This is a genomic window from Thermococcus thioreducens (assembly GCF_002214545.1).
In the GTDB taxonomy this organism is placed as follows: Archaea; Methanobacteriota_B; Thermococci; order Thermococcales; family Thermococcaceae; genus Thermococcus; species Thermococcus thioreducens.
In genome coordinates, this window is record NZ_CP015105.1 from 187,790 (window position 1) to 211,684 (window position 23,895).

Below are 23,895 nucleotides of genomic sequence, written 5' to 3' on the forward strand. Positions count from 1 at the left end.
AGTTTAAAAAGCTTCAGAATACTGCTTTTCCTGTGTTTTTCTCAAAGATGTGGGCTTTGCACATGTCGAATACCACGTCAATCTCCTGGCCTTCCTTCACTTTTGACTCCGAGCGGAAGGCTCCGAGGAACGTCACGTCACCAACGCGGAGGTGCACGATTTTTTCGCTTCCCAGGTTCTCAATGATGTCGACCATTGCCCTGACCATGTTCTCTCCAGGAATCTTGACTTGAGCGAACATTGCATCGTAGAGGTCTTCTGGCCTTATGCCGAATATTGCCTCCTTCCCGATCAGGTTCCTATCTTCGAGCACTTCAACCTGGTCTGGGAGGAGTTTGAGCTTGAACTCTCCAAAGTCGGCAAAGCCGTCCTCGGTTACCGTCGCGTCAATGAAGTTCATCGGAGGACTTCCGATGAAGCCTGCAACAAAAGTGTTGGCCGGCCTGTCGTAGACTTCCTCTGGAGTTCCAACCTGCTGTAAAACGCCGGCGTTTATGACTGCAATCCTGTCGCCCATGGTCATTGCCTCGACCTGGTCGTGGGTGACGTATATCGTCGTGACTCCCAGCTGCTTCTGGAGCCTCTTCAGTTCGGCGCGCATTTTCACCCTTAGTTTCGCGTCCAGGTTGCTGAGTGGCTCGTCCATGAGGAAAACCTGGGGTTTTCTCACGATTGCCCTGCCTAGAGCGACTCTTTGCCTCTGGCCGCCGCTTAGTTCTCTGGGTTTTCTTTTGAGTAACTCCGTTAGTCCAAGCATTTCCGCGACTTCTCTGACGCGCTGGTCGATTTCCTGCTTGGGGACTTTTCTCAGTTTAAGCGGAAAGGCGATGTTGTCGTAAACCGTCATGTGCGGGTAGAGGGCGTAGCTCTGGAAGACCATTGCAATGTCCCTGTCCTTTGGGGGGGTGAATACTCCTTTTTCCGGGTCTGCGACGAGTTTGTCGCCAATGTAGATTTGGCCTTTGGTTGGTTCTTCCAGCCCGGATATCATTCTGAGCGTGGTTGTTTTTCCGCAGCCACTCGGGCCTAGGAGGATCATGAACTCCCCATCCTTAACGTGGAGATTCATGTCTTTGACGGCGGTGAACTCCCCAAACTGCTTCCAGACGTTGATGAGCTTTACTTCCGCCATGTTCTCACCTCTCAAAAGGAAAAAATTGGGGATCAGCGCCTCCTTCTGAGGAGGAGCGGCGCCACTGCGAGGCCAACTATGATTCCCGGACCGCAGATTCCGCCGCCTTCTTCGGGGGTGGTCGTTGTGGTGGTTTCACTTGGACTGGTTGTTGATGGGGTGCTCGTTGTTTCGCTCGGGGTGGCTGTCGTCGTCTCGCTGTGTGTTGATGTGGTCTCGGTGGCGGTCTCCGTCTGGGTCTCTGTTGGTGTCGGCTGCTCCTCGCCAGTTCCTTCAACGAGCGGTATCATGAGCACCGTCGCCAGGGTCTTCTTCTCAAGGTCGTAGGAGCTTAGCTGCTCCTCCTGGGTCGGCTTGAAGCCCTCCGGGACGAGCATGTCAACGACCCTCGGCGCGAGGTTGTCGATGACGGCCTGCGGATCTGCCCCGCCGAGCTTCCACTGCTCTGCCTGAACGGCGACGGGCCTCCACTTGTCCGGCCCGAAGCCGTCCTGGGAGCCGACGAGGATTGAAGCGTAGAGGCCGTAGTCTGTGATGCTGAGGTACTTCTTCGGGACTTTGACCACTATAGCGTTCCTTGTGGGATCCGCGGATATCTGGAGCTCTCCCTGTATTGAGGTTCCATCGGGGAGGACTATGAGGTTTCCGTAGTCCCAGCCGGCTATTCTAAGAGCCAAGTCCCACGGGTGGTCTGGGTCGAGGTTTACGTTGCTTCCCGGTCCATCGGGGAACATCTTGATGGCGCTCGTGTTTCCACCGTCCTTGAAGTCGAGGTAGACCTCGATTATCTGGAGGCTGAAGCCGTTGGGCCCGTTCCACGGGTTGCCTCCAAGGTCTTTGAAGTAGAACTCCAGCGTCCAGTCGTCGCTTCCCTCGACCATCTTGAACTTGAGCAGGTCGAGGTGGCCCGGAACGAAGACTTTATCTGTGGCGTAGGTGTAGGTTCCAGGCCCGTGGTCGTCTCCCTCCGGGTCGTTCACGACTATGCCCTTCTTGAGGAGCGGAAGCGCCTTGACCGTGGCGAGCTTTATCTCGTTGGCGTCATAGGAGCTTAGCTGTTCCTCCTGGGTTGGCTTGAAGTCGGCAGGAGCGAGCAGATCCATGACGCGCGGGGCAACGTTGTTGATGACTGCCTGTGGGTCTGCTCCACCGACCTTCCACTGCTCGGCTTCGACTGCCACCGGTCTCCACTTGTCCGGCCCGAAGCCGTCCTGGCTCCCTGTGAGAACAACGCCCCAGAGACCGTAGTCCTCGTTTATCTGGATGTACTTCTTCGGGACCTTGACTATTATCGCGTTCTTGACCGGGTCGGCCGAGATTTGCATCTCACCCTGGAGGGCAGTTCCATTCGGCAGGACTATGAGGTTTCCGTAGTCCCAGCCGGCTATTCTAAGAGCCAAGTCCCACGGGTGGTCTGGGTCGAGGTTTACGTTGCTTCCCGGTCCATCGGGGAACATCTTGATGGCGCTCGTGTTTCCACCGTCCTTGAAGTCGAGGTAGACCTCGATTATCTGGAGGCTGAAGCCGTTGGGCCCGTTCCACGGGTTGCCTCCAAGGTCTTTGAAGTAGAACTCCATGACGTAGCTGTCGGTTTGCTCAAGCATCCTGAAGCGGAGGAGGTCGAAGGCTCCCTCAACGAAGACCTTGTCGGTCGGGTAGGTGTAGGTTCCAGGCCCGTGATCGTCCCCCTCCGGGTCGGTTATGTCAACTATGGGGACTCCCTTGACCTCCGTCGGGAGCCTGAGCTCCACCGGGGTGCTTATCACCTCAAGGTTTCCGTCCTTGACGGTCGAGACCGCGAAGTAGAAGTCATCGGGGGTCTCTATGTAGTCAAAGGGGACGACGACCTCGATTCCCCCGCTCGTCTCCTTGACGGCCGCCTCCCCAAGCTTCTCATTGCTCTCGTAGTCGGTTGCACCGTAGATTTCCGCCCTGCCGTTCCGGTAAACGATGTGCTTGGTTATCATCAGCCCGACGCTGTCCTTGGAGAACGGGAACATTGAGTAGCGAAGCTCGTTGGGCTTCTCCTGGAGGAGCGTGAAGGTGTTTCCGACGCGCTTGCCCTTCTCCCAGATGCTCACCTCGAACTCGTCGAGGTTGCCCTTAACGATGAAGTGCACCCCATCACCGTCGAAGTAAACGCTCACGCCGCTTGAGCTTGGCGACATGCTGGAGAAGTTCTTTACCTCCCCTTCCTTGAGTCCGACGAGGCCCCTCGTGGTGTAGGGCTCGCCGTCCGGGAAGTAGTTTCCGAAGAGGTAGCTCGGCGGCTCGACTCCCGCTAGCTTGTACATCTCATAGAGGTAGGTCTTCAGGTAGCGGTCGAAGGTGTAGTCCTGCCCGCTGTCCTGGTCGCTTCCGTACCACCAGAACCAGTCGCTCGCTTCGGCGCGGAGCAGGTACTCGTAGGCCTTCTCCCAGTCGGTCTGGCTCATCTTATCCTTGTTCTCCATGAGGGTCTTTCTCGCCAGGTAGAGCCAGTACCAGCCGTAGTTCTCCTGGGGCTCGCCAATCCACGTGGAGAGGGTTCCGTCTATCCAGCTGCTTTCGGGCCACTGCATCTCCTCCTTCACGCCGACCATGTCGTAGAGCTCGCCGAGGCTCTGGGCCTTGAGGAGGGCGTTAACCTTGTCGCCGGTCAAATCAAGGCGCTCCATCATCTGGGGGGTGAGCTTGTTTGCCTTGTCTCCGTAGAGCTGGATGTACTCGCTCGGGGTGAGGGTTCTTATGAGCCCCTGTTCCTGGAGTTCGGTCAGCTTCTTGTAGAGCTCGGTGAGGAAGAGCTTGCCGTCGTATGGGTAGTGCTCCCACGGGTTCTCGCCGTCGAGGGTGACGACATAAACCAGAGAACCATCGTAGTTTTCCTTCTGGAGCTTGAGGAGCTCGTTGACGAAGTCCTCAACGGCCTGGTACTGGTTCATTCCGCTGTATGTGAAGCCAACCCTGTCGCTCAGCGCGTGGTCGCGCGGGAATAGGTAGATTTTCTTTCCGTTGAACTCGGAAACCCAGGGTTTATAGTAGTTCTCGACGGTTCCCTCTATTCCGAGCTTCCCGAGAACCATCTGGTCGGTCATGACCCACTGCCAGCCGTTCTCGGCTAGTATTTCGAGGGTCTTGTCGTTCAGTGCACTCTCAGCCGCCCATCCACCCTTCGGAAGAGCCGTTCCACCGCCGAGGTACTGTTTGTACAGCTCGTCCGCCTTCTTGACGTGCTCATCAAAGTCGCTCTCCCAGCCGAAGTCGTTGAGTATCGGCCCTATCGGATGGGCGTAGGGAACGACCGTAACCTCGACGTTGCCGTTTCCGAGGAGGAGGTTTATCTTCTCGTGCTCCTCGAAAGTGTGGTTGAGGAGCCACATCTGGGCGTCGAGAACGGTTTTGACGTCCTCCCTCGTGTAACCGCCCTCATCTACCTTGTCGTAGAGGGCCTTGAGCTCGGGGTGGGTCATTATGTAGTTGTAGTCTATCCAGGCGAGGTTGAAGAGCACAGCGAGGTCTATGTAGTCCTGCTCGGTGAACTCGTTGGTTACCGCAACCTTCTGCTCCTCGAGCGGTAAATTCGCGTACTTGGCCTTGGCCGCCATCATCTTGTTCTTCAGCTCGGTATAGCGGTCCCAGAAGTCCCTTATCGGGTTGCCGTTGGGGTCGGTTATCGGCTCGCCGTTCCAGGGGATGGTGTGGTCGAAGAACCCTCCAGGTGCCTGGAGCATGAACCACTTCTCGTCAACGGTTAAGGGCTCACCATTGGCTATCTTCTCCGTCACAATCTGATATGTGTCCTTCTTCCCGTTCATGTAGTCGGCGAGCTGGGCTATGAGCGAGCCCGATAAATCAATGGTGGCGTGGACGTCCGGGTACTGGCTGAGGTAGTAGGCCATTTTCCAGTAGTTGTTTGCCGCGTGGAGCCTGACCCACGGTCTGGTATAGATGTCCTGGATCGGGTCGTAGTAGTAGGGCTGGTGCTGGTGCCAGACTATTATCACGTTCAGCGGCTTTGGTTCGGCCGCTCCAACGGTCTTAACGTTCGCTCCAACGATGCTCCCAACAACGAGTATTGCCAGCAGCAGGGCAATCCATCTCTTCATACTATCACCTCATTCCTTCAGGCCTCCGATCGTGAGGCCGCTCCTTATGTAGTTCTGGGCGAGCATGAACATTATGAACACCGGCAGGGCGAAGAGCAGGGCAGCCGCTCCAAAGTAGCTCCAGTCAATGCCCCTGCCGATGCCGCCCATGAGCAGGTATATCCAGACTGCGAGGGGCTGGTTCTTCTCGGTCAGGAGGAGGCTCGCCAGGATGAACTCTGTCCAGCCCCCTATGAAGGCGAATATCGCAACGGTCGCTATTCCCGGCAGGGCCATCGGAAGGAGCACGTACCTGATTATCTGGAGGTAGCTGGCGCCGTCAACGAGTGCCGCCTCATCGAAGTCCGGGCTGATTGAGTCAATGTAGCCCTTCAGGAGCCACGTGTTGAATGGCACCCCCCCAGCCGCGTAGATGAAGGACAGCACTGGCAGCTTGTCGTAGAGGCCGAGCTTGACTATCATGCCGTAGAGCGCTATAAGGCCCGCTATGCCGAGACCTCCAGCGACCTGTGTGAACATCAGGTAGAAGTACAGGACGTGATCCCTTCCAAAGAACTTCATGCGCGAGAATGCATAGGCCGCCGGGACGACGAAAATGAGGGTCAACAGCACCGCCAGACCGGCTATTATGAGGCTGTTCTTGAGGTAGCCAAAGAACACCGAGTTGACGAACATTCCCACCCTTGTGAAGGTGACCTTTCCGCCGTTCCTGATGACTATGTAGTTCTTCCCCGTCGGCCCCTGGAGGAGTATTCCTGAGAATGAAGCTCCTCCGAGCTCGCCGCTTGTGATCTCTAGATTTCTCACAAGTCCGAAGCCAATGCTCCCGTCATCGTTGACTCTGGTGAGGACGAACAGCCCCTTAACGTTCCCTTTCAGCTGTCCCTGTACGTTTTCGCCTGCAGAAACCTCGAATACCGCACTGGACAGTGGTATCTCAAAGGTAAGCCCTGTGAAAGGCCCGTACCTGACCTTTCCGATGAGCCTGCCGTTGGTAATGTAGAGCTTTCCGTCCTGGATGTTGGCGCTGCCTTCAATGGTTCCCGTGAAGTTCTCGCTTATCTTGCTGCCCTTGAACCCGAAGAGCACCTCCCTGTACGAGTCGAGGCTGACGTTCTGGGGAATCAGATGAAACTCGGTGGTTGCGAGTGTTGAGCCCGGACTTATTGAGACCACAAAGATGTAGTAGACCGGGAAGAGTATTATGAACATGACGAACACTGCCAGTGCCGTGAGAACGAGGCTCCTCACAAGTTCGCCCTTTCTCATGTGCCTCATCCTTTAGCACCCTCCTGAAGCTTGGTTATCCTAACGTTGACGTACATGTACACCGCCAGAACGAGGGTCGCTATTATCATCACCGCCGCTGCCCTGCCGTAGTGGGGCGTCGCACCGAAGGCCTTCCTGAAACCGTAGAGCAGTATGAACTTATCCTCGAAGAGGCCTGCGTTGTAGATGTAGGGCACCATGAAGTACTGGAAGCTGGCCGCGCTGGTCAGTATCGTGGCAAAGGCTATGGGCTTGCCCACTATGGGAAGAACCACGTGCCTTATCCTCTGCCAGTAGCTGGCGCCATCTATTATCGCCGCCTCTACCAGCGTCTCGGGAACCGACTGGAGGGCGGCTGTTATGACCGTTATCATGAAAGGATAGGCGAGCCAGACCTCGATTATGTTGAGGGCAAGAAAGCCCCAGAGCGGGTCGTTAATCCAGTTGGGGAGAGTTTGAACCCCGAGGGATTTGAGCATCTGGTTTATGGGGCCAAAAATCGGATCAAACATGAACTTCCACACGGTAACGGAGAACAGGAGAGGGAGCGCCCAGGGGATTATCAAAAGCGAGCGGTAAACCATCTTCCCCTTAACGTACTTGCTGTTGTAGAGCAGGCTGAGGAAGATTCCAGCGAGGACCTTGAGGGTGACGCTCGTCAGCACAAACAGCCACGTCCATAGGAACGCGCTCCTGAACTTCTCGTCGCTGAGGATCCACCTGAAGTTCTCCAGCCCCACGAACGTCAGCTTCGGTGCCTGCGGTGCCTGTATGGGGAAGTTTCCGAGCTGGGCGTTGGTGAAGGCAAGGTATATGGAGTACACTATCGGCCACAGGTTGAAGAACAGGAACGCTGCCATCCCTGGGAGGATTAAAAACAGGGCGATTGTTGTGATCTTTTTCATCCCGATCCCTCCAAAAAGGTAGGAAAAGGGAAAAATACTTCAGCCTCCGATGTTGTTAAGAATCTCCTGCTGGTACTTCTGGAGTATGGCCGGTATGTCAGCGTTGGCTGGGTCCTGGAGTATCTCGTTGATGGCTCCGTCAACACCGCCCCACACTGCTCCCATCTTTGCGCTCTTGGGCATGAGATACATATGCTGAACCGCCTGTCCGAAGCCGTAGATGACCGGGTCGTTCTTGATGTCTGGGTCGTTGAGAACCGGTGTGAGAACTGGGATGTATCCGAGCTGGAGGGCGAGCTCCTTGATGACCTCCGGGCTGGTGGTGAACCACTTGACGAACTTCCAGGCGGCGTCCTTGTTCTTGATTCCGGCCGCGAAGTAGATGTCCTTGACGCCACCGTAGGGCCTGGGCCAGTACTCCTTGCCGTCCTTGGTTATGGGCGGAAGCGGAGCGACGCCGAAGTTGATGCCCGCGTCCTTAACACTGGCTATGCTCCACGGGCCGTTGACCATCATCGGGGCCCTCTTCTCAAGGAAGATGCTCTGCTGGGTGTTGTAGTCAGCGGTCGGGGCCATGTAAGGCCAGATGTTCTGGAAGAAGAACTGGAAGCCCTCAATAGTCTCAGGCTTGTCAAGGCCGGGCATCTCGGTCTTGTCGTCGAAGTAGTAGCCTCCAAAGGCCTGGGCCCAGGCGGAGATGAAGTAGGCGTTAACTGGATACGCTATACCGTACTTCTCGTTGTTCGGGTCGTTGTACTTCTCCATTATGGCCTTCATCTCGTCAAAGGTCTTTGGAGCCTCGCTCACCATGTCCTTGTTGTATATTATTGCGACGGTCTCAGCTGCAAACGGCATGGCGTAGAAGTGTCTCTTGTACTGGATTGCCTCCTGTGCAGCGGGGGCGAACTGGTTGAGGATGTCATCAGTAACGAGGTCATCGATGGGCTCAAGAAGGCCTGCATCCGCGAACTTCCCTATCCAGTCGTGGGCCCAGATGAAGAGGTCCGGCCCCTGGCCGGCGGGAATTGCCGCCTTAAGGGCGTCTTCGAGGTTGGGCTTCTGCTCGAAGACTATCTCGACGTCGGGGCACATAGCCATGTACTCCTCGGCGAGGCTCTGGAAGACCTGGAGCTCGTTGGGCTGCATGGCGTGCCAGATGACAACCTTTCCACTGCCGCACTCAGTCTCTGGAGTAGTTGTGGTGGCAGGGGTGGTGGCTGTTTCGCTTGGTGTGGTTGCCGTCTCGCTTGGGGACGTTGTTTCCGTTGGGCTGGGGGAGCTGGTTGTTGGACTTGGAGAAGTGGTGGTCTCTCCACCGCCGCCTATACAGCCGCTGGCCACGACGCTCAGAACCAGAACTCCAACCAAAAGCAGGGCAAACAATCCCTTCTTCATATCCTTATCACCCGCCTAGATTTTGGGTGATATAGTATCATCGGCAGTGATATATATACCTTGCGCTTTCCTGTTCAATCCTGTGTGGCATGACCATTATGGGACTCCGGTGAAAAGGTGGGTTCATCCTTCGAGCACGAGGAAAGACCAGGGGGCCAGCTCCACCTTCGCCCTTCCTTCGGGGATGTACCTTTCGGGCACTTCGACGGCTCTCCTCTCCCCGGAGTAGTTTATCCCGATGAAGACGCTTTCACTACCATGAACCCTCTCGTAGAGAAGAAGCCCGTCCTTGAAAGATATGGGTCTGAACTCCCCGACCTGGAGCGCCCTGCTTGCCCTCCTGAGCCGTATCAGCGCCTTTGTTGTTTTCAGTATCTCCCAGTCCCAAAGTTTCTCGTCCCACACCATGGGCGTCCTGCCGGAGTCCAGCCCGCTACTCCTTGTGCCCCTGAGTCCGACCTCGTCGCCGTAGAAAATCGAGGGAATTCCCTTGTAGGTCATCAGAAACGCCAGCGCGCAGAGGTATCTATTTTTGTCGCCCACGAGGTCTATGAAGCGCTCTGTGTCGTGGTTGTCGAGGAAGTTGTACATTGTGTACTCTGCCGGCCCGTAGTAGGCGCTCAGAAGCTCCAGCCCGTTGAGGAAGTCCCCCGCGTCCATGCTCCCCTCGACGAAGAACCGCAGGATGAGCTCATACAGGGGGTAGTTCATGGTGCCGTGGAACTTTTCGAAGAGCCAGAGCCTCGCGTCGTCCATGACCTCCCCGACGAGGTACGCATTTCTCGGCATGGCTTTTCTTATCCCTCTCCACAGTTCTGGAGGGACACCGTGGGCGACATCGAGCCGCCAGCCGTCGGCGCCCTTCTCAAGCCAGTACTTCATTACTTCCGTTATGAACCGCCATACCTCAGGGGTATCGTGGTTCAGTCTCGGCATCATCCAAACTGAGTAAAAGCTCTCGTAGTTCCATTCCATTTCTTTGAGCTTTCTGTATTTCTTTGGCCATGGTTCTTCCGATTTCAGAGTGTTTAGAAATTCTTGGGAGATGACTGGGAATCCTGTGATACGGTAAAACTCCCGGTACTTACTTTCCCCACCTTTTCCAATCACGTCCTGGAAGTAGGGGTGGAAAAAGCTCGTGTGGTGGAAAACTCCGTCGAGAATCAGCTTGATGTCCCGCTTTTTGAGTTCCCTCACCAGCTCCCTGAAGACCACCCCTCCGCCGAGCTTTCTGTCGACCATGAAGTAGTCCGTAACATCGTAGCGGTGGTACGTCATGGACTCGAATACCGGGGTGAGGTAGAGGGCGTTTACACCGAGGCCTTCGATGTGGTCGAGCCTCTCCATTATCCCCGCCAGATCCCCTCTGTGGAACTCCTCGCTCCTGAGTGCCTCACCTCTGGGTGTTCCCGACATGCCTTTCTCGAATCGGTCGGGCATTATCTGGTAGAACACCCTCCCAAAGACCCACTCGGGGGTCTCTGACCTGTAGGGTTCGGCATCAAACGGGCCGTATTCGATGGTTTCCCCTTCGGACTCTACGAGGAAGGAGTATTCAATTGACCCCTTACCGGGAAGAACCGCCTCGAAGTACTCGAAGATGTCATCGTGGGTCTTCGGTCTCATCACGATTTCCCTGTTCCCGGCCCTTAGGACTGCCCTTGAGACCTTCCCCCTAAGTGAGCGAAAAATCACATGGGTTCTCCCGGCGAAGGAGTAGAGGTATGTGGCGCTCGGCCTGTGGAAGAACTCGCCCTTCCCAATTATCCTCGCCACGCTGACCTTCCTCTCGAACTTGTACGATAGCCTTCTGTAGGTTTCCCTTTCCTGATTTTCCGGGTCGGGCAGGAACTCCCCGTCCACCGAGAAGCCGTAGTACCAGGTTCCCTCGGGGAGCTCCAGCCTTATGATCCACCTTTTTCCTTTCTGCATCATTCGAAAGCTGCCTTCGTTGAATGCGTTGAAGTTCCCCACGAGGTACGCGTAGCTCCCCCCTCTCGGTATCGAGAACTCCACCTCCGCGACCCTGCCGAACCTCCAGTCGGGCTTGAACCCGAAAATTTTATACACCTTTCCCACCCAAGTATCACTACTGATGAATAAACTATTGCGAGTGAAACTTAAAAGTTTGGAGGTCTCGGCATGAAGGAAGAGGAAATCATTGAGAAACTCCAGAGGCTTGGCCTCACCAAGTACGAGAGCCTTGCCTACATAACCCTTCTCAAGCTCGGCCCGAGCAAGGCCACGGACATAACCAAGGAGAGCGGCATTCCCCACACGAGGGTTTACGACGTTCTGAGCTCCCTCCACAGGAAGGGCTTTGTTGACGTCATGCACGGTTCTCCAAGGCTATACAAGCCGGTCAACCCGGAGGTAGTGCTTGAAAAGATAAAGGAGGACTTCATAGAAGACATTGAGAACCTCAAGGTGGCCTTTCTCGACCTCTACCGCGAGGTTCACGGGGAGGACCTGCCCGAAATCTGGACGATTCAGGGATTCGACAACACCGTCGAGCGCGCTGAATACGTCATAAGAACCGCCAATCATGAAGTTCTCATAAATACGCCCTTCGAGTTCCTCAAGCTCCTCAAGGGCGAGATACGCGCGAGGAAGGACATTGTCTTCGTCATTATAAGCAACTTCGATGAGATACCCGACTGGCTGAAGAGGGACAACATAATACTTGCCAGAACCGGCGGTGCCCCCTGGCTCATGGCCAGCTGGATAATCGGCGACCTCAACTACGCCCTATTCTTCGGTGCCCTTCCAAGGGACAGGAGGCGCGAGAAGTTCTATTCCTTCTGGGCAAAGAGCCCCAAGATAATCCAGAACTACATGCACTGGTTCTATACCATATATCTCGACAACAGTGAGATCATTAAGCCTCTTGACTATGAGTCCCTCCCCAAGCCGCTCTCCCTGGTCAACATAAGAACACTGATAACGGTACTGAAAATGGCAGGAATGCCGAGAAAAGCTGAGATAGTGGGCAGGATGATAGACACCAAAGAGAAGGTAACTCTCGATGGCACCATAGTTGACTACGAATACACCCCGCTAACGGCGAACATAACGTTCAAGTACAACGGAAATGAGCTTAAGGTCGGCGGTATCGGCAGCTACTTCGAGGACGTTGAGGGGGAGAAGTTCATCCTACTTGAGTGAGGCCGTTCTTTCTTTTCAATTCGTTAAATTTTCTTATAGAAGCCGGGGTGATGTTGATGAGGATTCTGATCATAGGCTTTGAGTACCTGCCCGTCAAGGTGGGCGGCCTTGCAGAGGCGATAACCAGCATAGCGGAGGGGCTCGCCAAACTGGGAAACGAGGTCGTCGTCTTCACCCCCGATCACGGTAGCAACCTTGGTGAACCCGCCGGTTCTTTTAAGGTCTCGGCGTTCGGGAGGTCTGTCCATATAACCGTCAGGATGAGGGAGCAGAACGGCGTTACTGTCTACTCTTTCGGTGGAGGGCTTCTCAGCGAGAGAGATGTCTACGGCCCGAACTGGGAGAACCTGTTACGAAAAACCGTGCTCTTTGGTAAGGCCAGCGTGGGGCTTATGAACGGGCTTATTGAAACCTTTAAGCCGGACGTGATCCACGCCCACGACTGGCACACGGTCTTTGCCCTCGGCCTTTTGAAGAAGTACTTCGGTATAAGGAGTGTCTTCACCGTCCACAGGCTCAACAAGGCGAAAATTCCAGCCCACTACTTCCACGATGCAAACCTCCCTGAACTCGCCCCATACCCCGATATAGATCCCGAGCACACCGCCGGGTACATAGCGGACGCCGTAACGACCGTCAGCAGGAGCTATCTGTGGGAGGAATGGGGGTTCTTCAGGCACTTCGAGGGCAAGGTTACTCACGTCTTCAACGGCATAGACTGCTCCTTCTGGAACGAGGAGCTCATGGAGACGAAGGATATTCCCAGAGAGGAGCGGAGGAGGCTCGTTCTGGAGCGCTTCGGCCTGAGCGATGGGAAGGCGTTCATGTTCATAGGGCGCTTTGACAGGGCCCAGAAGGGCGTTGACACCCTTCTAAGGGCTATAGAGGTTCTCTCTGCTGATCCGGCCTTTAGGGAGATGAGGTTCATCATAATCGGCAAGGGCGACCCCGAACTGGAGCGCTGGGCAAAAGCCGTCGGGAACCGCTTCCCCGAGAACGTCAGGGTGATTACCGAGCTCCTCAGCAGAGAGACCGTCAGAGAGCTCTACGGCTCGGTAGACTTTGTTATAATCCCGTCGTACTTCGAGCCCTTCGGTTTAGTCCAGCTTGAGGCGATGTGCCTTGGGGCAGTACCAATAGGCAGTGCCGTTGGGGGTATAAAAGACACGGTGATAGACATCAACTCCGGCCAGAACGCCACCGGGATCCTCGTCCCCCCGAGGGACGCCTTTGCCCTAGCCAGGGCGATGGTGTTTGCCAAAGAGCTGGACGAAGAGACCTTGAGAAAGCTCCGTGAGAACGGAAAGAGGAGGGCGAGGGAGGACTTCACGTGGGAGAACGCCTGCAGAAGATACATGAGGGTTTACGAGGGCGCCGTTGACAAGGCCGTCCCCTTCCTTCGCTAACGCCAGCCGTATTCCGCCAAAAATTTCTTTTTCAGTCTTTTTATCGTCCCGGAAACTCCCAGCGTCCTGAAAATGGCCCTTGAGCCGTTTATATGGGTGACCAGCGCCAGGGCGAAGCGGAGCTCCTCCACGTGCTTCCTGTCAACCCGGACGATTCCGGTCTGGCTCTTCTCGTCGAACTTGATGAACCAGGGCTTGGCTTTGGCGGAGCCTAGGGTTCCGAGGGCGGAAAGGCTCGCGTCCCATATGGCCCTCTTTACCTCCTCCTTCTTAAACGGCCTCTCCCCGACTACCTGAAAGGCTATGTAGCGGTGCTTGTCCCTGAGCGTGGGAGGCAGGTACTTCGGCTTCTCTCTCATAGGCATCTGCTCAACTTTGTCCGCCAACCTTTTTAAATCCCTTGCCCCGTGTAGGGTTAGCGAGGTGAGTTGGTTGGTCTGGGAGACGCCTTACTTTTCATACGCCGTTCGCGAGCTTCCCAAAGGCTGTCAGCTCTGCGTTAGGGGTGAGAAGCTCGTCCTCTTCACGACCGGGGCCTGCCCGAGGGACTGCTTCTACTGCCCGCTGAGCGAGACGCGGAGGGGAGACGTCGTCTACGCCAACGAGAGACCCGTAAAAACCCTTGATGACATCAGTGAGGAAGCCCTTCTGATGGAGGCCAGGGGGGCTGGCGTCACCGGCGGCGACCCGCTGACGAGGCTCGACAGAACTGTGGAGTACATAAAACTCCTGAAGGAGCGCTTTGGCGAGGACTTCCACGTCCACCTCTACACCACCGGTGCCTTGGCCACCAAAAAGAACCTCGAAAAGCTCTACGACGCTGGCCTGGACGAGATACGCTTCCACCCTGACCTATTCAATCCGAACTCAAGGCTCTTCAAGGTCGAAATCGAGAACATTCGCAACGCCTTCGACTTCGCCTGGGACGTGGGGGGTGAGATACCCTCGATCCCGGGGCAGTTCGAGAGGATGAGGTGGTACGCTGACTTCCTCGACAATCTCGGAGCGAAGTTTCTCAACGTGAACGAGCTTGAGTTCAGCGAGACGAACCTTAGGGCGATCCTCGACAGGGGGTACAGGCCGATAAGCGACGAGAGCGCCGCCATAAAGGGCTCCCTTGAGCTGGGCCTGAAGCTCTTAGAGTGGGGTGAGGAGAACACATCGCTGAGCTACCACCTGTGCACTGCCAGGCTGAAGGACGCCGTCCAGCTCAAGAACAGGCTGAGGAGGATGGCGGGGAACGTCGCTAGGCCCTACATGGAGATAACCGAGGACGGGACGCTCCGGTTTGGGATTGCTGAATACGACGACCTCGACGAGCTCTACACGCTCCTCGTTGAGGAGGCGGAGGTTCCTGCGGAGTGGCTCTACCTCAACCGTGAGAAAGGAAGGATAGAGATGCCTGAAGAGGTTGCCGTCGAGCTGGCAGAGGCGATTGAAGGCGACGTGCGGTTCTTCATCGTTGAGGAGTACCCGACCTTCGACAGGCTTGAGGTGGAGAGGGTTCCGCTGCCTTAGTTCATTCCCGTTTCTTTGTGGTTTACTCTTTTGAGTTGCAGGTTCTGGGGGCGTAGGTAACTTACGGGGGCATAAGTTGCAAGGGTTTCGAAAGGCTTATTTACTCAGGAGGATATTAACCGCCATGCGGGTCTTCCTCAAGGACTACCTCATCCCGTGGTTCTCGTTCCGGGCTTCTGGTTCGCCCTGTGGACTCTCTCCTCCCAAACGAGGAAGAACCTCAACGCCGTAACTCTTTTCGCGGTTCTCCTTCTGCTGGTTCCCTTTCTCTTGACTGCCCTATATTTCGTTGGAAAGGCCCTTGAACGCTACGGATACTCGCGGGAGGACATCAAAAGACTGCCCGAGATAATCGAAAAGACCCACGGGAGGCTCTATCTTTCGAAGGAAATCTTTAACATAATCGGAAAAACATTTGTCTTCTGGGGCCTATTCGCGAGCGCCCTGATGATGACCGGAGACCCGGTGAAAGGAATCCTGAACGGGGTTGCTATATTCGCCAGAATCTTTGCCTTCTTCGTTCTCCTCGTTTCCATGGTCATCTGGGTTATGGGGCTTCCCTTTGCCCTCTACGAGTTATTCAAGGGGAAGGAACCGAATAGAGGTTTCTTGATTGAGCTAACAATAAGACAGAACCTTTTTTACACGGCAGTCCTGGTTGCAGTCAGGCTAATAGCGCTCCACTCTGGTTATTCATCCGGTGGTGACCCTATAGGGGAGCTTATGGCCTTTGGGCGGAAAACGGAACTTGTAACATTTCTCCTTGAGCTTTCCGGGTTAAACTTGCTCTTTGGACTTGCTGGCCTCTACGGGCCAAAGAAAAGCAGAAAGTTGGCTGCTTTGATCTTAACGCTCATCGTTGTTGCCCAGCTGTGGGTTGCGTGGAGGATTGTTCTTGGGGGAGGTAAAGGTTAAGTAGTGGGAGGCCAAGGTTTCAACATGGCAGGCAAGGAGCCCACTTCAAGGAGGGAGATGAAAGGCAACCTTGATGTTCTGATGATTGCATTTGGAACTATGAGTGAGGAAGAAGTTGAGAGATTCAGGGAAATGCTGAAAGAAGTTGAAGAGTGGATGAATGAGTGAACCCCAGTAACAATTGATAAAGACTGAAAGAAGTGGCTAAAGATAAAACTCATGGAAAAGTGGGAGGGACTAAACCCTCTCAATCCCTATCTTCGCCTGGACTTCTGGCCACTCAACCACGTAGCCCTTCGCCTCGCCGAAGATTACCTCTGTTGCCCTCGTCTCCTTCTTCACGTAGTTGAGGTTCTCGCTGAGCAGCTCGCGGTTCTCGTCGGTGGTCTCTATGGTTACGACGATTCTGTCGTTGACGTCCAAATCAAGCCTCTTCCTCATCTCCTGTATCCTGCGCACGAACTCCCTGGCGAGACCTTCAGCGAGGAGCTCCCTCGTGAGTGTCTTGTCCACGAAGACCCTTCCGCCCTCGAAGTCCTCAGCAACGAAGAAGTCCGGCAGCTTCTCCTCTATGCTCAGGTGCTCCCTCGTGAGGTGGAAGGTCTTTCCTTCAATCTCGACGTCCATCTCGCCCCTCTCGTAGAGCTCCCTGCCGTGCTCGCCTATCCATGCTATTACGAGCTTCGCGTCGCCCTTGAACTCAGGGCCAACCTTGGCGAAGTTGGGCTTTATGACGAGCTCGCGCTCCACCTTTCCTACAACAACTTCCTTGGCGTTGAGCTGGTCGCGCAGGATTCTGTTAAGCCTATCGACTGCCTTGGCGACGGTTTCATCCTCCGTCTCTATGATTATCCTCCTGACCGGGTAGCGGAGCTTTATCTTGGCCCTCTGCCTTGCCGAAGAGCCTGCCTCGACCATCTTCCTTACCGCCTCCATCTCGCGCTCAAGCTCCTCGTCCCTTGCCCCCTCATCAGCCTTGGGCCAGTCGAGCATGTGGACGCTCTCAACGCCAAGGAACGGCCTCAGCATGTTCTGGTATATCTCCTCGGCTATGTACGGGGTAAACGGTGCCATGAGCCTCAGCAGGACGTCGAAGACCTTCCAGACGGTGTAGTATGCCGCCAGCTTGTCAGGGTCATCGCCCTCGACCCACATGCGCTTCCTGATGAGCCTCACGTACCACCTGCTGAGGTCCTCAACGACGAAGTGGTATATCGCCCTGGTGGCCCTTGTGAGCCTGAAGGTCTCAATTCCCTCGGTGACGTCGCCTATGAGCCCGTTGACCCTGCTGAGTATCCACTTATCTTCCTCGCGGAATGGAAGCTCCTCCTGCTTGAGCTTCGTCGGGTCAAAGCTGTCGAGGCTCATGTAGGTCGCTGACAGCACATACACGTTCCAGAGTATGTTGAGCATCCTCTTGACCTGTGCTAATCCTTTCCAGCTGAAGCGCAGGTTCTCCCACGGGTTCGTCGCCCAGAGCATGTAGAACCTGAAGGGATCCCTTCCCTCCCTCTGGACGACCTCCTCTGGCCGTATGATGTTGCCGAGGCTCTTGCTCATCTTGTCGCCCTTCTCATCGAGGACGTAGCCGTGCATCGCCACGTGCCTGTATGGGACTGTGTCAAAGGCTATAACGCTGGCGGCCTGCTGGGAGTAGAACCACTTGGTGACCTGGTCCTCGCCCTCGACTATGAAATCTGCCGGCCAGAGCTTCTCGAAAAGCTCCTTGTTGCGCGGATAATCCAGCGAAGCCCAGCTCGCTATTCCGCTGTCAAACCAGACGTCAACGACGTCCTTGACGCGGCGCATCTCCTTGCCGTTGACCTTTATGATGAATGCATCGACGTAGGGCCTGTGTAAATCCTCCGGGCCGAGCTTCTCCTCTATAAGCTTGAGCTTCTCCTCATAGATCTCGGGAAGCTCTATCCTCTTGCCGTTGACCTCTATCGCAACTGCTAACTCAACTAACTCCTTGAAGGAGCCAACGACGTGTATATCGCCGTCCTCGCTCTGCCATATCGGTAGCGGTATTCCCCAGTAGCGCTGCCTGCTTATGACCCAGTCGCCCGAGTTCATGACGCCGTTGTCGTAGCGCACCTTGACCCAGTCCGGATACCAGGTCACCTTATCGTCGTTCTCTTTGATTATCCTGTCCTTCACCCTGCTGACCTTGAGGAACCACTGGTCGGTGGCGCGGAATATGAGCGGGGTCTTGCAGCGCCAGCAGTGCGGGTACTTGTGCTCTATCGTTCCGGCCTTCACAAGGTAGCCCTTGGCTTTGAGGTGCTCTATTATCTCCGGGTCTGCATCTTTAACGTAGGTTCCCTTCCACCTTCCCTCGGTGTAGCGTCCCTCGTCGTCGACCGGGCTGTAAACTGGCAGGCCGTATTCCCTGCCTATCTCGAAGTCCTCCTCACCGTGGCCTGGGGCAGTATGGACGAGGCCGGTACCTTCTCCGAGGGTCACGTGCTCGCCGAGGATAACCCTGTGAGCCCACTCGTACCTCTCGCGGAACTCCTTCTGTGCAGGGTACTCATCCATCAGCACATGAACGTAGCGGAGTCCCTCAAGCTTCTCACCCCTGAACTCCTCGACTATCTCCCCCTTAACGCCGACCTCGCTCAGAACCCTCTCAACGAGGGCCTTCGCTATTATCCAGTACTCCTCTCCGTTCTCGGTCTCGACCCTGACCTTGGCGTAGTCATACTCCGGGTGAACGGCAACCGCTAAGTTCGCCGGGAGCGTCCAGGGGGTAGTCGTCCAGATGAGGAGGTACTCCTTCTCCCTGCCCTCAACAGGGAACTTGACGTATATGCTCGGATCCTCCCTTACCTTGTACTCGCCGCGGACCTCGTGTTCAGCTAAGGCCGTCTCACAGCGCGGGCACCAGTGTAAAACCCTTTTGTCCTTCTCAAGGAGGCCCTTTTCCCAGGCCCTCTTGAGCGTGAACCAGCCCGATTCTATGTACTCGTTCTTTATTGTCATGTAGGGGTTGTCCCAGTCCATCCATACCCCAAGCATCTTGAACTGCTCGGTCATGATTTTGAGGTTGTTGAGGGCGAACTCCTTACACTTCCGTATGAAATTGTCGACGCCTATCTCTGTCTCTATGTCTTTCTTGGTCTTGAGGCCGAGGGCCTGCTCGACCTTGACCTCTATCGGGAGGCCGTGCATGTCGAAGCCCGGCTGCCTGCGGACGTTGTAGCCCTGCATGGTCCTGAACCTTATCACCATGTCCTTGATTATCTTGTTCCAAGCCGTTCCGAGGTGTATTGCACCGCTGACGTAGGGCGGCCCGTCGAGGAAGTAGTACTTCGGGCCGTTTGCCCTGCTTTCCTTAACCTTCTCATAGGTGCCCTTCTCCCTCCAAAAGCGCTCGACCTTTTCCTCAAGCTTCCCTGGGTTATACTCCCTAAACTCCGGTTCCTTTATCATGTCAAAACCCTCCAGAAATGATCTTTAGGATGGACTACCCTAGAACAGGGGGGCTCAAGCCGCGAAACGGGCGAAGCGAAGGATAAAACACTCCCCCCTCATGGGCATCGGGGCAGAATTGGGAACTTCCCTTATAAGGTTTTTGGATGGAGAACTGCAGAATATAGGGTTGTGCCCTCCCCGACCGACCCCAGGTCACTTCTCCCAGGGGCGTGAGGGGGAGGGCCCGGTTGAATTTAGGGTGAGGATGATTTAAACCTGACGCTCTTCCTCGGGCTCGCCCTTCCTCCTGCTCTCGTTCTTTATGACCTGTCTCACGTAGTCTATGAACTTCCTGACCTCTTCAAGGTCTTCTTCCGGGATGTTGGCTATCTTCCTGTTCTTGGTCTTGTAGGTGAGTAGCTTTAGAAGTGCAAGCCTCCCGAGGGCGGTCCTGGTGCTTATCTTCCCCTCCTTCCAGTCGTGCCAGATGGCGTTCGCTATCCCGTAGAACTCCGGGATGCTGTCGAGGCCGGGAGCATTGACGTCTATGACCTCCTTTCCGAGGTACTTATAGCGCTTCTCCTTGTCCTCCTTCGAGAACTCCTTGGTCCTCTCCTTGATGTACGCGTGCACCATGGCCACCACCCCCGGAGAATAATTCTCCCCAAGAATTTATTAACCTTTTGTTTCTAAACGTCCATCAAAGATCCCGGTAGGAACGGGGAAGATTTCAATTGATTCCAGTGTTAATCTTGGTTCCTGACCTCGTTCCATATCCCCGTCATTATCAGGGCGGCGCCCAAGTAGCCCTTGGCGCTTAGGATCTCTCCTATTGTTAAGAACGCCGCTATATGCCCGAATATCGGCTCGGCGGAGTAAATCAGCGCCGCCTTGTGGGCCTTCGTGTTCCTCTGGTGTTTCACCTGGAGGGTAAAGGCTATCACAGTGGCGAAGATTGACGTGTACAGCACCCCCGCCCAGGGCAGCGGGTCCATGGGAACGATGAAGGGCTCAAACAGGAGGGCGAAGGCCAGCGAAAAGACAAAGTTCCAGGTTATCTGCCAGAAGGCTAAGCTGAGGTAGTCCTTCTCTCCAAAGCGCTGGACGAGGACTATCTGAAAGGCAAAGCTGAGGGCGCAGAGAACTGTAAGCAGGTCACCGTAGTTGAAGTTCAGGCTCGCCCCGGAGATGAGGTAGAGGCCGGTTAGGGCTATTGCGAGTGAGAGAATGTCCCTGAGTTTGAGCCTGTCCCGGAGAATGAAATACGCTATGAACGGCGTGAATACGACGTAGAGCGACGTTATGAAGGCCGAGTTGGAGGCGGTCGTGTACTTCAGCCCGACTATCTGGAAGCCGTGGCCGAAGAAGAGTGTCAGCCCGAGGATGAAGCCCTCCCTGAAAGTCTCCCGCCTCAAAACCTTCGAGCGGAAAAGGAAGAGCATGAGGAGCGACGCTATGCCGAAACGGTAAGCCAAAAAGAGTATCGGGGGCAAATAGTCGAGGCTAACCTTCATGGCCGGAAAGGTAAACCCCCATATTGCGGTGATGCCGAGGAGTACGAGCTCGGAGCGGTTCATCGCCGTCTGTAGTCTGCCCTCGTTTATAAGGCCTTCCCTTCGTATAAACTTACATCTTCACGTTTTTACCTTGGTTTCACAAGAGTTATATAGATGAAGTTTCAACCATGGAATCAGGTGTTCCCGATGGGTGATGAAGCGGTGGAGAAGATCTGGATTCTGATAACCCCTGACAAGTGCAGCGGCTGCAGGCTGTGCGAAATTGCCTGCTCCCTGGAGCACGAGGGCATAATCTGGCCGGAAGCATCGCGTATAAGGATATACGAGCTCCTTCCGGGAGTCAACGTCCCCCACACATGCGTCCAGTGCCCCGACTACCCGTGCGTAAAGGCGTGCAACTTCGATGCGCTGAGCGTGGACGAGGCAACGGGTGCCGTTCTCGTCAAGGAAGAAAACTGCACCGAGTGCGGCGCGTGCTACCTTGCCTGTCCCGGCAACGTCCCGAGGATTCCGGTGGGCAAGGGAAGCGTGGTAATCTGCGACCTCTGCGGAGGAAGTCCAAAGTGCGTCGAGGTCTGCCACGAGGCCGGGCACGATGCTCTGGTTCTCGTGAAGGGCCAGTACCGCTCCGTCTACAGAACCTTCGCGAAGGATCCGTTTGAGAAAAGCGTAGAACTGGCGAGAAAGCTTTACGGTGAGGAGTTCCTGGGGTGATATCATGTACGGCTACGCTGGAAAGCTTCTGGACGTTGATCTGAGCACTGGAAAGGTTAAAACCGTCGAACTAGATGAAGAAATGCTCCGCTTCTACGGCGGCAGGGGGCTCGGCACGTACCTTCTGTGGAGGGAGCTTGGAGAGAGGTGGGAAAAGGTAGACCCCCTCGGTGAGGAGAACCTCCTGCTGATCCTCACCGGCCCGCTGACGGGCTACTACCCGGGAATAAAAACGTCTGTGGTAGCCAAATCACCGGAGAGCAACGGGATCGTTGGCAGCGTCCTGAGCAGTGAGGTGGGGATAGAGCTCAAAGCGAGCGGTTACGACGGGATAATAATCCGCGGGAGGGCGAAGGAGCCTGTTTACCTCTTCATAAACGACGACGAGGTAGAGATACGCGACGCCTCAAAGTACTGGGGAATGGGCGGCGTCGAGCTCCACAAGACCCTCCTCAAGGAAGTCCACGACGAGCTCAGGAAGAAGGCCAAGCTGAAGGGCGTTCCCAAGGAGCCCGCCATGATGTACATCGGAAGGGGTGGAGAGAAGAAGGTGCGCTTCGCCGCCATAATGAGCAAGCTTATGCACGCTGCCGGCTACGGCGGCTTCGGTGCGGTGATGGGGAGCAAGAACCTCAAGGCGGTTCTGGTTAAGGGCAACAAGGCCCTGCCAAAAGTCCACGACCCAGAGAAGTTTAAGTCCATGCTCCGTGAGTTCCAGAGGGAGCTCTTAACCCTCACCACCTTCCGCCAGTGGGGAACCGGTGCCGGCGGCTACAGCGTAGGGAAAGACCGCTCAAGCCAGCCGGTCAGGAACTGGCAGGAGGAGTACCACGACGACGAGAGGATAAGTGTGGTGAACTTCGAGCTGAAGGCCTGGGTCAAGAAGTACTGGGCCGACTACGGTTGCCCTGTCAACTGCATGAAGATATCCTACCTCCGCTGCGGCGAGTACAAGGGGTCGATAACGGACGCGCCTGACTACGAGCTGATGGCCTACATGGGCACGAACCTGGGCATCTTCGAGCCCGAGAAGGTCGTCTACCTCTCCTACCTCGTCGATGAGCTTGGTCTCGACGGCATAAACGCGGGCAACGTCCTCGGCTTTACAGCGGAGCTTTACCAGCGCGGGATCCTCACGGAGGAGGACATCGGCTTCAAGCTTGAGTGGGGTGATGAGAAGGCCTTCGCGAGGTTACTTGAGCTGATAGTCGAAAGAAAGGGCATCGGGGAGGTTTTAGCGGAGGGAACCTACAGGGCCGCTCTCAGGATTTCCGAGATGAAGGGTGTTGATGCCCTCAAGTACGCCGTCCACGTCAAGGGCATCGGCGTCGGTGCCCACGGAATAAGAAGCGACCTCGACTATACGAGGGACATAAGCTACGCCGTCTCAGTTCAGGGCGGCGACCACACGGCGACCGCTGGTTTGCCGGCGAGGAGCTACGAGGGCGAGCTGGTGAATGCCTTCTACGACTCGGCCGTTATCTGCATGTTCACGACGAGGCCGGGCTTCGAGAGGATCATAGAGTTCGGAAACGCGGTTACAGGCTTTGATTTAACCCCTGAGAAGTGGTTCAACGAGACCGGCCTGAGGATAATCCACCTCCAGAGGATTCTGCTCCTCCTCGGTGGGCCGGATGTTTACTGGGGGCCAGAAGACGACGACAACCCGCCGAGGTTCTACGAGCCCCTCCCGACCGGACCGGTCAAGGGCAAAGCGCCGAGCAGGGAGGAGATAATGGCTAAGGTGAGGCAGTACTACGAGGAGGTTGGCTACGACGAGCATGGAATCCCGAGGGAGGAAGTCCTGGAAGAGCTCGGCCTTGGGGAAGCAGAGCGCGAAGTCAGGCGCATAAGGAAGCGCCTCGGCCTTTGATTTCCTTTTTGGTGGTGGCTATGAAGGTGAGGCTGGTTCTCTACGGCGAGCACGCCTTAAGGCACGGCTCTAAACTTGAGCTCGAAGTTGAGGAGGGCAAGACCGTTGGGGAACTGCTTAGGGAGCTCGGGATAAGCACGAGTGAGCACCACATACTCGTGAATGAGATAAAGGTCGATGAAAGCCACGTCCTAAAAGACGGCGACGTCCTTAAAATCCTCCCCGTGGTCTATGGAGGCTGATCACTCCCCGGGCCCGTGGATGCAGGACATGTTCATGGCTAAGAGCATCTCGACGAAACCGCTTTCTAGGTTTTCCTTTATCTTGTCTGCCAGCGATTTGAACTCGTCCAATGTGAGTGGCCTCTTCGTTTTAAGCCACTTGATCTTCCCGTCGTTCTTGTCGAGGACGACTATCTCTCCATCGGTTATGAGAGGCACGTAGTTCATCTTTATCCCGTAGAGCTCCTCGGCAAAGGCCAGCTTGGCCCTCATGAGTTCGAGGTAGTTCGCCAGGTCTTCGCCCAGAATCTTCCTGAATTCGCGCTCCATCATCTCACCGCCGGTATCTCAATGCACAGGTTT

At 55.6% G+C, this 23,895-nt stretch carries 19 protein-coding genes; 8 read left to right on the forward strand and 11 right to left on the reverse strand.

The annotated features are described in order from the left end of the window. Window positions 1-13: 13 nt before the first annotated feature. The 6 genes from A3L14_RS00935 to A3L14_RS00960 all read right to left on the reverse strand — a co-directional run bounded on the left by A3L14_RS00935 (window position 14) and on the right by A3L14_RS00960 (window position 10,856). On the reverse strand, window positions 14-1,132 hold the full coding sequence (locus A3L14_RS00935) for an ABC transporter ATP-binding protein (RefSeq protein ID WP_074631338.1): 1,119 nt from the start codon (window positions 1,130-1,132) through the stop codon (window positions 14-16). A gap of 32 nt (window positions 1,133-1,164) precedes the next feature. Next, window positions 1,165-5,217, reverse strand: a complete 4,053-nt coding sequence (locus A3L14_RS00940; RefSeq protein WP_088886098.1) for a glucodextranase DOMON-like domain-containing protein — start codon at window positions 5,215-5,217, stop codon at window positions 1,165-1,167. Between the two features lie 9 nt (window positions 5,218-5,226). Beyond that, on the reverse strand, window positions 5,227-6,495 hold the full coding sequence (locus tag A3L14_RS00945; RefSeq protein ID WP_055429919.1) for a sugar ABC transporter permease: 1,269 nt from the start codon (window positions 6,493-6,495) through the stop codon (window positions 5,227-5,229). Then, window positions 6,492-7,391, reverse strand: coding sequence for a carbohydrate ABC transporter permease (locus A3L14_RS00950; protein WP_055429918.1), 900 nt, complete (start codon window positions 7,389-7,391; stop codon window positions 6,492-6,494). The genes A3L14_RS00945 and A3L14_RS00950 overlap by 4 nt, the downstream gene beginning before the upstream one ends. Before the next feature lie 39 nt (window positions 7,392-7,430). After that, on the reverse strand, window positions 7,431-8,786 hold the full coding sequence (locus A3L14_RS00955) for an extracellular solute-binding protein (protein ID WP_055429917.1): 1,356 nt from the start codon (window positions 8,784-8,786) through the stop codon (window positions 7,431-7,433). A gap of 123 nt (window positions 8,787-8,909) precedes the next feature. After that, window positions 8,910-10,856, reverse strand: coding sequence for an alpha amylase N-terminal ig-like domain-containing protein (locus A3L14_RS00960; protein ID WP_055429916.1), 1,947 nt, complete (start codon window positions 10,854-10,856; stop codon window positions 8,910-8,912). Window positions 10,857-10,928: 72 nt separating this feature from the next. On the opposite strand from A3L14_RS00960, the gene trmBL1 reads away from it, so the two are divergent. Together trmBL1 and A3L14_RS00970 are read left to right on the forward strand one after the other, a co-directional pair. Further along, window positions 10,929-11,951, forward strand: a complete 1,023-nt coding sequence (gene trmBL1, locus A3L14_RS00965) for an HTH-type sugar sensing transcriptional regulator TrmBL1 (RefSeq protein WP_055429915.1) — start codon at window positions 10,929-10,931, stop codon at window positions 11,949-11,951. Window positions 11,952-12,007: 56 nt separating this feature from the next. Continuing rightward, complete coding sequence (locus A3L14_RS00970) at window positions 12,008-13,357, forward strand: glycogen synthase (protein ID WP_055429914.1); 1,350 nt, start codon at window positions 12,008-12,010, stop codon at window positions 13,355-13,357. On the opposite strand, the gene A3L14_RS00975 is transcribed toward A3L14_RS00970, so the two are convergent. Then, window positions 13,354-13,716, reverse strand: coding sequence for a ribonuclease P protein component 2 (locus tag A3L14_RS00975; RefSeq protein WP_055429913.1), 363 nt, complete (start codon window positions 13,714-13,716; stop codon window positions 13,354-13,356). The genes A3L14_RS00970 and A3L14_RS00975 overlap by 4 nt on opposite strands. Window positions 13,717-13,789: 73 nt before the next feature. On the opposite strand from A3L14_RS00975, the gene A3L14_RS00980 reads away from it, so the two are divergent. The 3 genes from A3L14_RS00980 to A3L14_RS11780 all read left to right on the forward strand — a co-directional run bounded on the left by A3L14_RS00980 (window position 13,790) and on the right by A3L14_RS11780 (window position 15,958). Continuing rightward, window positions 13,790-14,875 carry a radical SAM protein gene (locus A3L14_RS00980; protein WP_055429912.1) on the forward strand — a complete coding sequence of 362 codons (1,086 nt, stop codon included), beginning with the start codon at window positions 13,790-13,792 and terminating at the stop codon, window positions 14,873-14,875. A gap of 156 nt (window positions 14,876-15,031) precedes the next feature. Beyond that, window positions 15,032-15,790 carry a hypothetical protein gene (locus A3L14_RS00985; RefSeq protein WP_232473369.1) on the forward strand — a complete coding sequence of 253 codons (759 nt, stop codon included), beginning with the start codon at window positions 15,032-15,034 and terminating at the stop codon, window positions 15,788-15,790. Between the two features lie 24 nt (window positions 15,791-15,814). Continuing rightward, entirely contained in the window at window positions 15,815-15,958 is a 144-nt protein-coding gene (locus tag A3L14_RS11780; protein WP_162840168.1) for a hypothetical protein, read from the forward strand. A gap of 69 nt (window positions 15,959-16,027) precedes the next feature. On the opposite strand, the gene ileS is transcribed toward A3L14_RS11780, so the two are convergent. The 3 genes from ileS to A3L14_RS01000 form a co-directional block, all read right to left on the reverse strand. After that, a complete protein-coding gene (ileS, locus tag A3L14_RS00990; RefSeq protein ID WP_055429911.1) occupies window positions 16,028-19,225 on the reverse strand; it encodes an isoleucine--tRNA ligase in 3,198 nt (1,065 codons plus the stop codon). 252 nt (window positions 19,226-19,477) lie between these two features. Next, on the reverse strand, window positions 19,478-19,843 hold the full coding sequence (locus A3L14_RS00995) for a hypothetical protein (RefSeq protein WP_055429910.1): 366 nt from the start codon (window positions 19,841-19,843) through the stop codon (window positions 19,478-19,480). Between the two features lie 110 nt (window positions 19,844-19,953). Beyond that, window positions 19,954-20,784 (reverse strand): DMT family transporter, encoded by an 831-nt coding sequence (locus tag A3L14_RS01000; protein WP_055429909.1) that lies wholly within the window; start codon window positions 20,782-20,784, stop codon window positions 19,954-19,956. A 126-nt stretch (window positions 20,785-20,910) separates the two neighbouring features. Here A3L14_RS01000 and A3L14_RS01005 point away from each other — a divergent pair, with 126 nt between their 5' ends. From A3L14_RS01005 to A3L14_RS01015, 3 genes are read left to right on the forward strand one after another with little or no spacing between them, the layout of a single operon-like run. Next, window positions 20,911-21,438, forward strand: coding sequence for a 4Fe-4S dicluster domain-containing protein (locus A3L14_RS01005; protein WP_055429908.1), 528 nt, complete (start codon window positions 20,911-20,913; stop codon window positions 21,436-21,438). A gap of 4 nt (window positions 21,439-21,442) precedes the next feature. Then, window positions 21,443-23,311 carry an aldehyde ferredoxin oxidoreductase family protein gene (locus A3L14_RS01010; protein ID WP_074631337.1) on the forward strand — a complete coding sequence of 623 codons (1,869 nt, stop codon included), beginning with the start codon at window positions 21,443-21,445 and terminating at the stop codon, window positions 23,309-23,311. Window positions 23,312-23,331: 20 nt separating this feature from the next. After that, window positions 23,332-23,553 (forward strand): MoaD/ThiS family protein, encoded by a 222-nt coding sequence (locus tag A3L14_RS01015; protein ID WP_055429907.1) that lies wholly within the window; start codon window positions 23,332-23,334, stop codon window positions 23,551-23,553. Here A3L14_RS01015 and A3L14_RS01020 read toward each other — a convergent pair whose 3' ends face one another. After that, window positions 23,554-23,862, reverse strand: a complete 309-nt coding sequence (locus A3L14_RS01020) for a hypothetical protein (RefSeq protein ID WP_055429906.1) — start codon at window positions 23,860-23,862, stop codon at window positions 23,554-23,556. Window positions 23,863-23,895 lie beyond the last annotated feature (33 nt).

What these genes read in the sequence shown, in the direction of transcription:
- A3L14_RS00935 (WP_074631338.1), bottom strand. Translation starts at nt 1,132, where the DNA reads ATGGCGGAAGTAAAGCTCATCAACGTCTGGAAGCAGTTTGGGGAGTTC.
- A3L14_RS00940 (WP_088886098.1), bottom strand. Translation starts at nt 5,217, where the DNA reads ATGAAGAGATGGATTGCCCTGCTGCTGGCAATACTCGTTGTTGGGAGC.
- A3L14_RS00945 (WP_055429919.1), bottom strand. Translation starts at nt 6,495, where the DNA reads ATGAGGCACATGAGAAAGGGCGAACTTGTGAGGAGCCTCGTTCTCACG.
- A3L14_RS00950 (WP_055429918.1), bottom strand. Translation starts at nt 7,391, where the DNA reads ATGAAAAAGATCACAACAATCGCCCTGTTTTTAATCCTCCCAGGGATG.
- A3L14_RS00955 (WP_055429917.1), bottom strand. Translation starts at nt 8,786, where the DNA reads ATGAAGAAGGGATTGTTTGCCCTGCTTTTGGTTGGAGTTCTGGTTCTG.
- trmBL1 (WP_055429915.1), top strand. Translation starts at nt 10,929, where the DNA reads ATGAAGGAAGAGGAAATCATTGAGAAACTCCAGAGGCTTGGCCTCACC.
- A3L14_RS00970 (WP_055429914.1), top strand. Translation starts at nt 12,008, where the DNA reads ATGAGGATTCTGATCATAGGCTTTGAGTACCTGCCCGTCAAGGTGGGC.
- A3L14_RS00975 (WP_055429913.1), bottom strand. Translation starts at nt 13,716, where the DNA reads ATGAGAGAGAAGCCGAAGTACCTGCCTCCCACGCTCAGGGACAAGCAC.
- A3L14_RS11780 (WP_162840168.1), top strand. Translation starts at nt 15,815, where the DNA reads ATGGCAGGCAAGGAGCCCACTTCAAGGAGGGAGATGAAAGGCAACCTT.
- ileS (WP_055429911.1), bottom strand. Translation starts at nt 19,225, where the DNA reads ATGATAAAGGAACCGGAGTTTAGGGAGTATAACCCAGGGAAGCTTGAG.
- A3L14_RS00995 (WP_055429910.1), bottom strand. Translation starts at nt 19,843, where the DNA reads ATGGTGCACGCGTACATCAAGGAGAGGACCAAGGAGTTCTCGAAGGAG.
- A3L14_RS01000 (WP_055429909.1), bottom strand. Translation starts at nt 20,784, where the DNA reads ATGAACCGCTCCGAGCTCGTACTCCTCGGCATCACCGCAATATGGGGG.
- A3L14_RS01005 (WP_055429908.1), top strand. Translation starts at nt 20,911, where the DNA reads ATGGGTGATGAAGCGGTGGAGAAGATCTGGATTCTGATAACCCCTGAC.
- A3L14_RS01010 (WP_074631337.1), top strand. Translation starts at nt 21,443, where the DNA reads ATGTACGGCTACGCTGGAAAGCTTCTGGACGTTGATCTGAGCACTGGA.
- A3L14_RS01015 (WP_055429907.1), top strand. Translation starts at nt 23,332, where the DNA reads ATGAAGGTGAGGCTGGTTCTCTACGGCGAGCACGCCTTAAGGCACGGC.
- A3L14_RS01020 (WP_055429906.1), bottom strand. Translation starts at nt 23,862, where the DNA reads ATGGAGCGCGAATTCAGGAAGATTCTGGGCGAAGACCTGGCGAACTAC.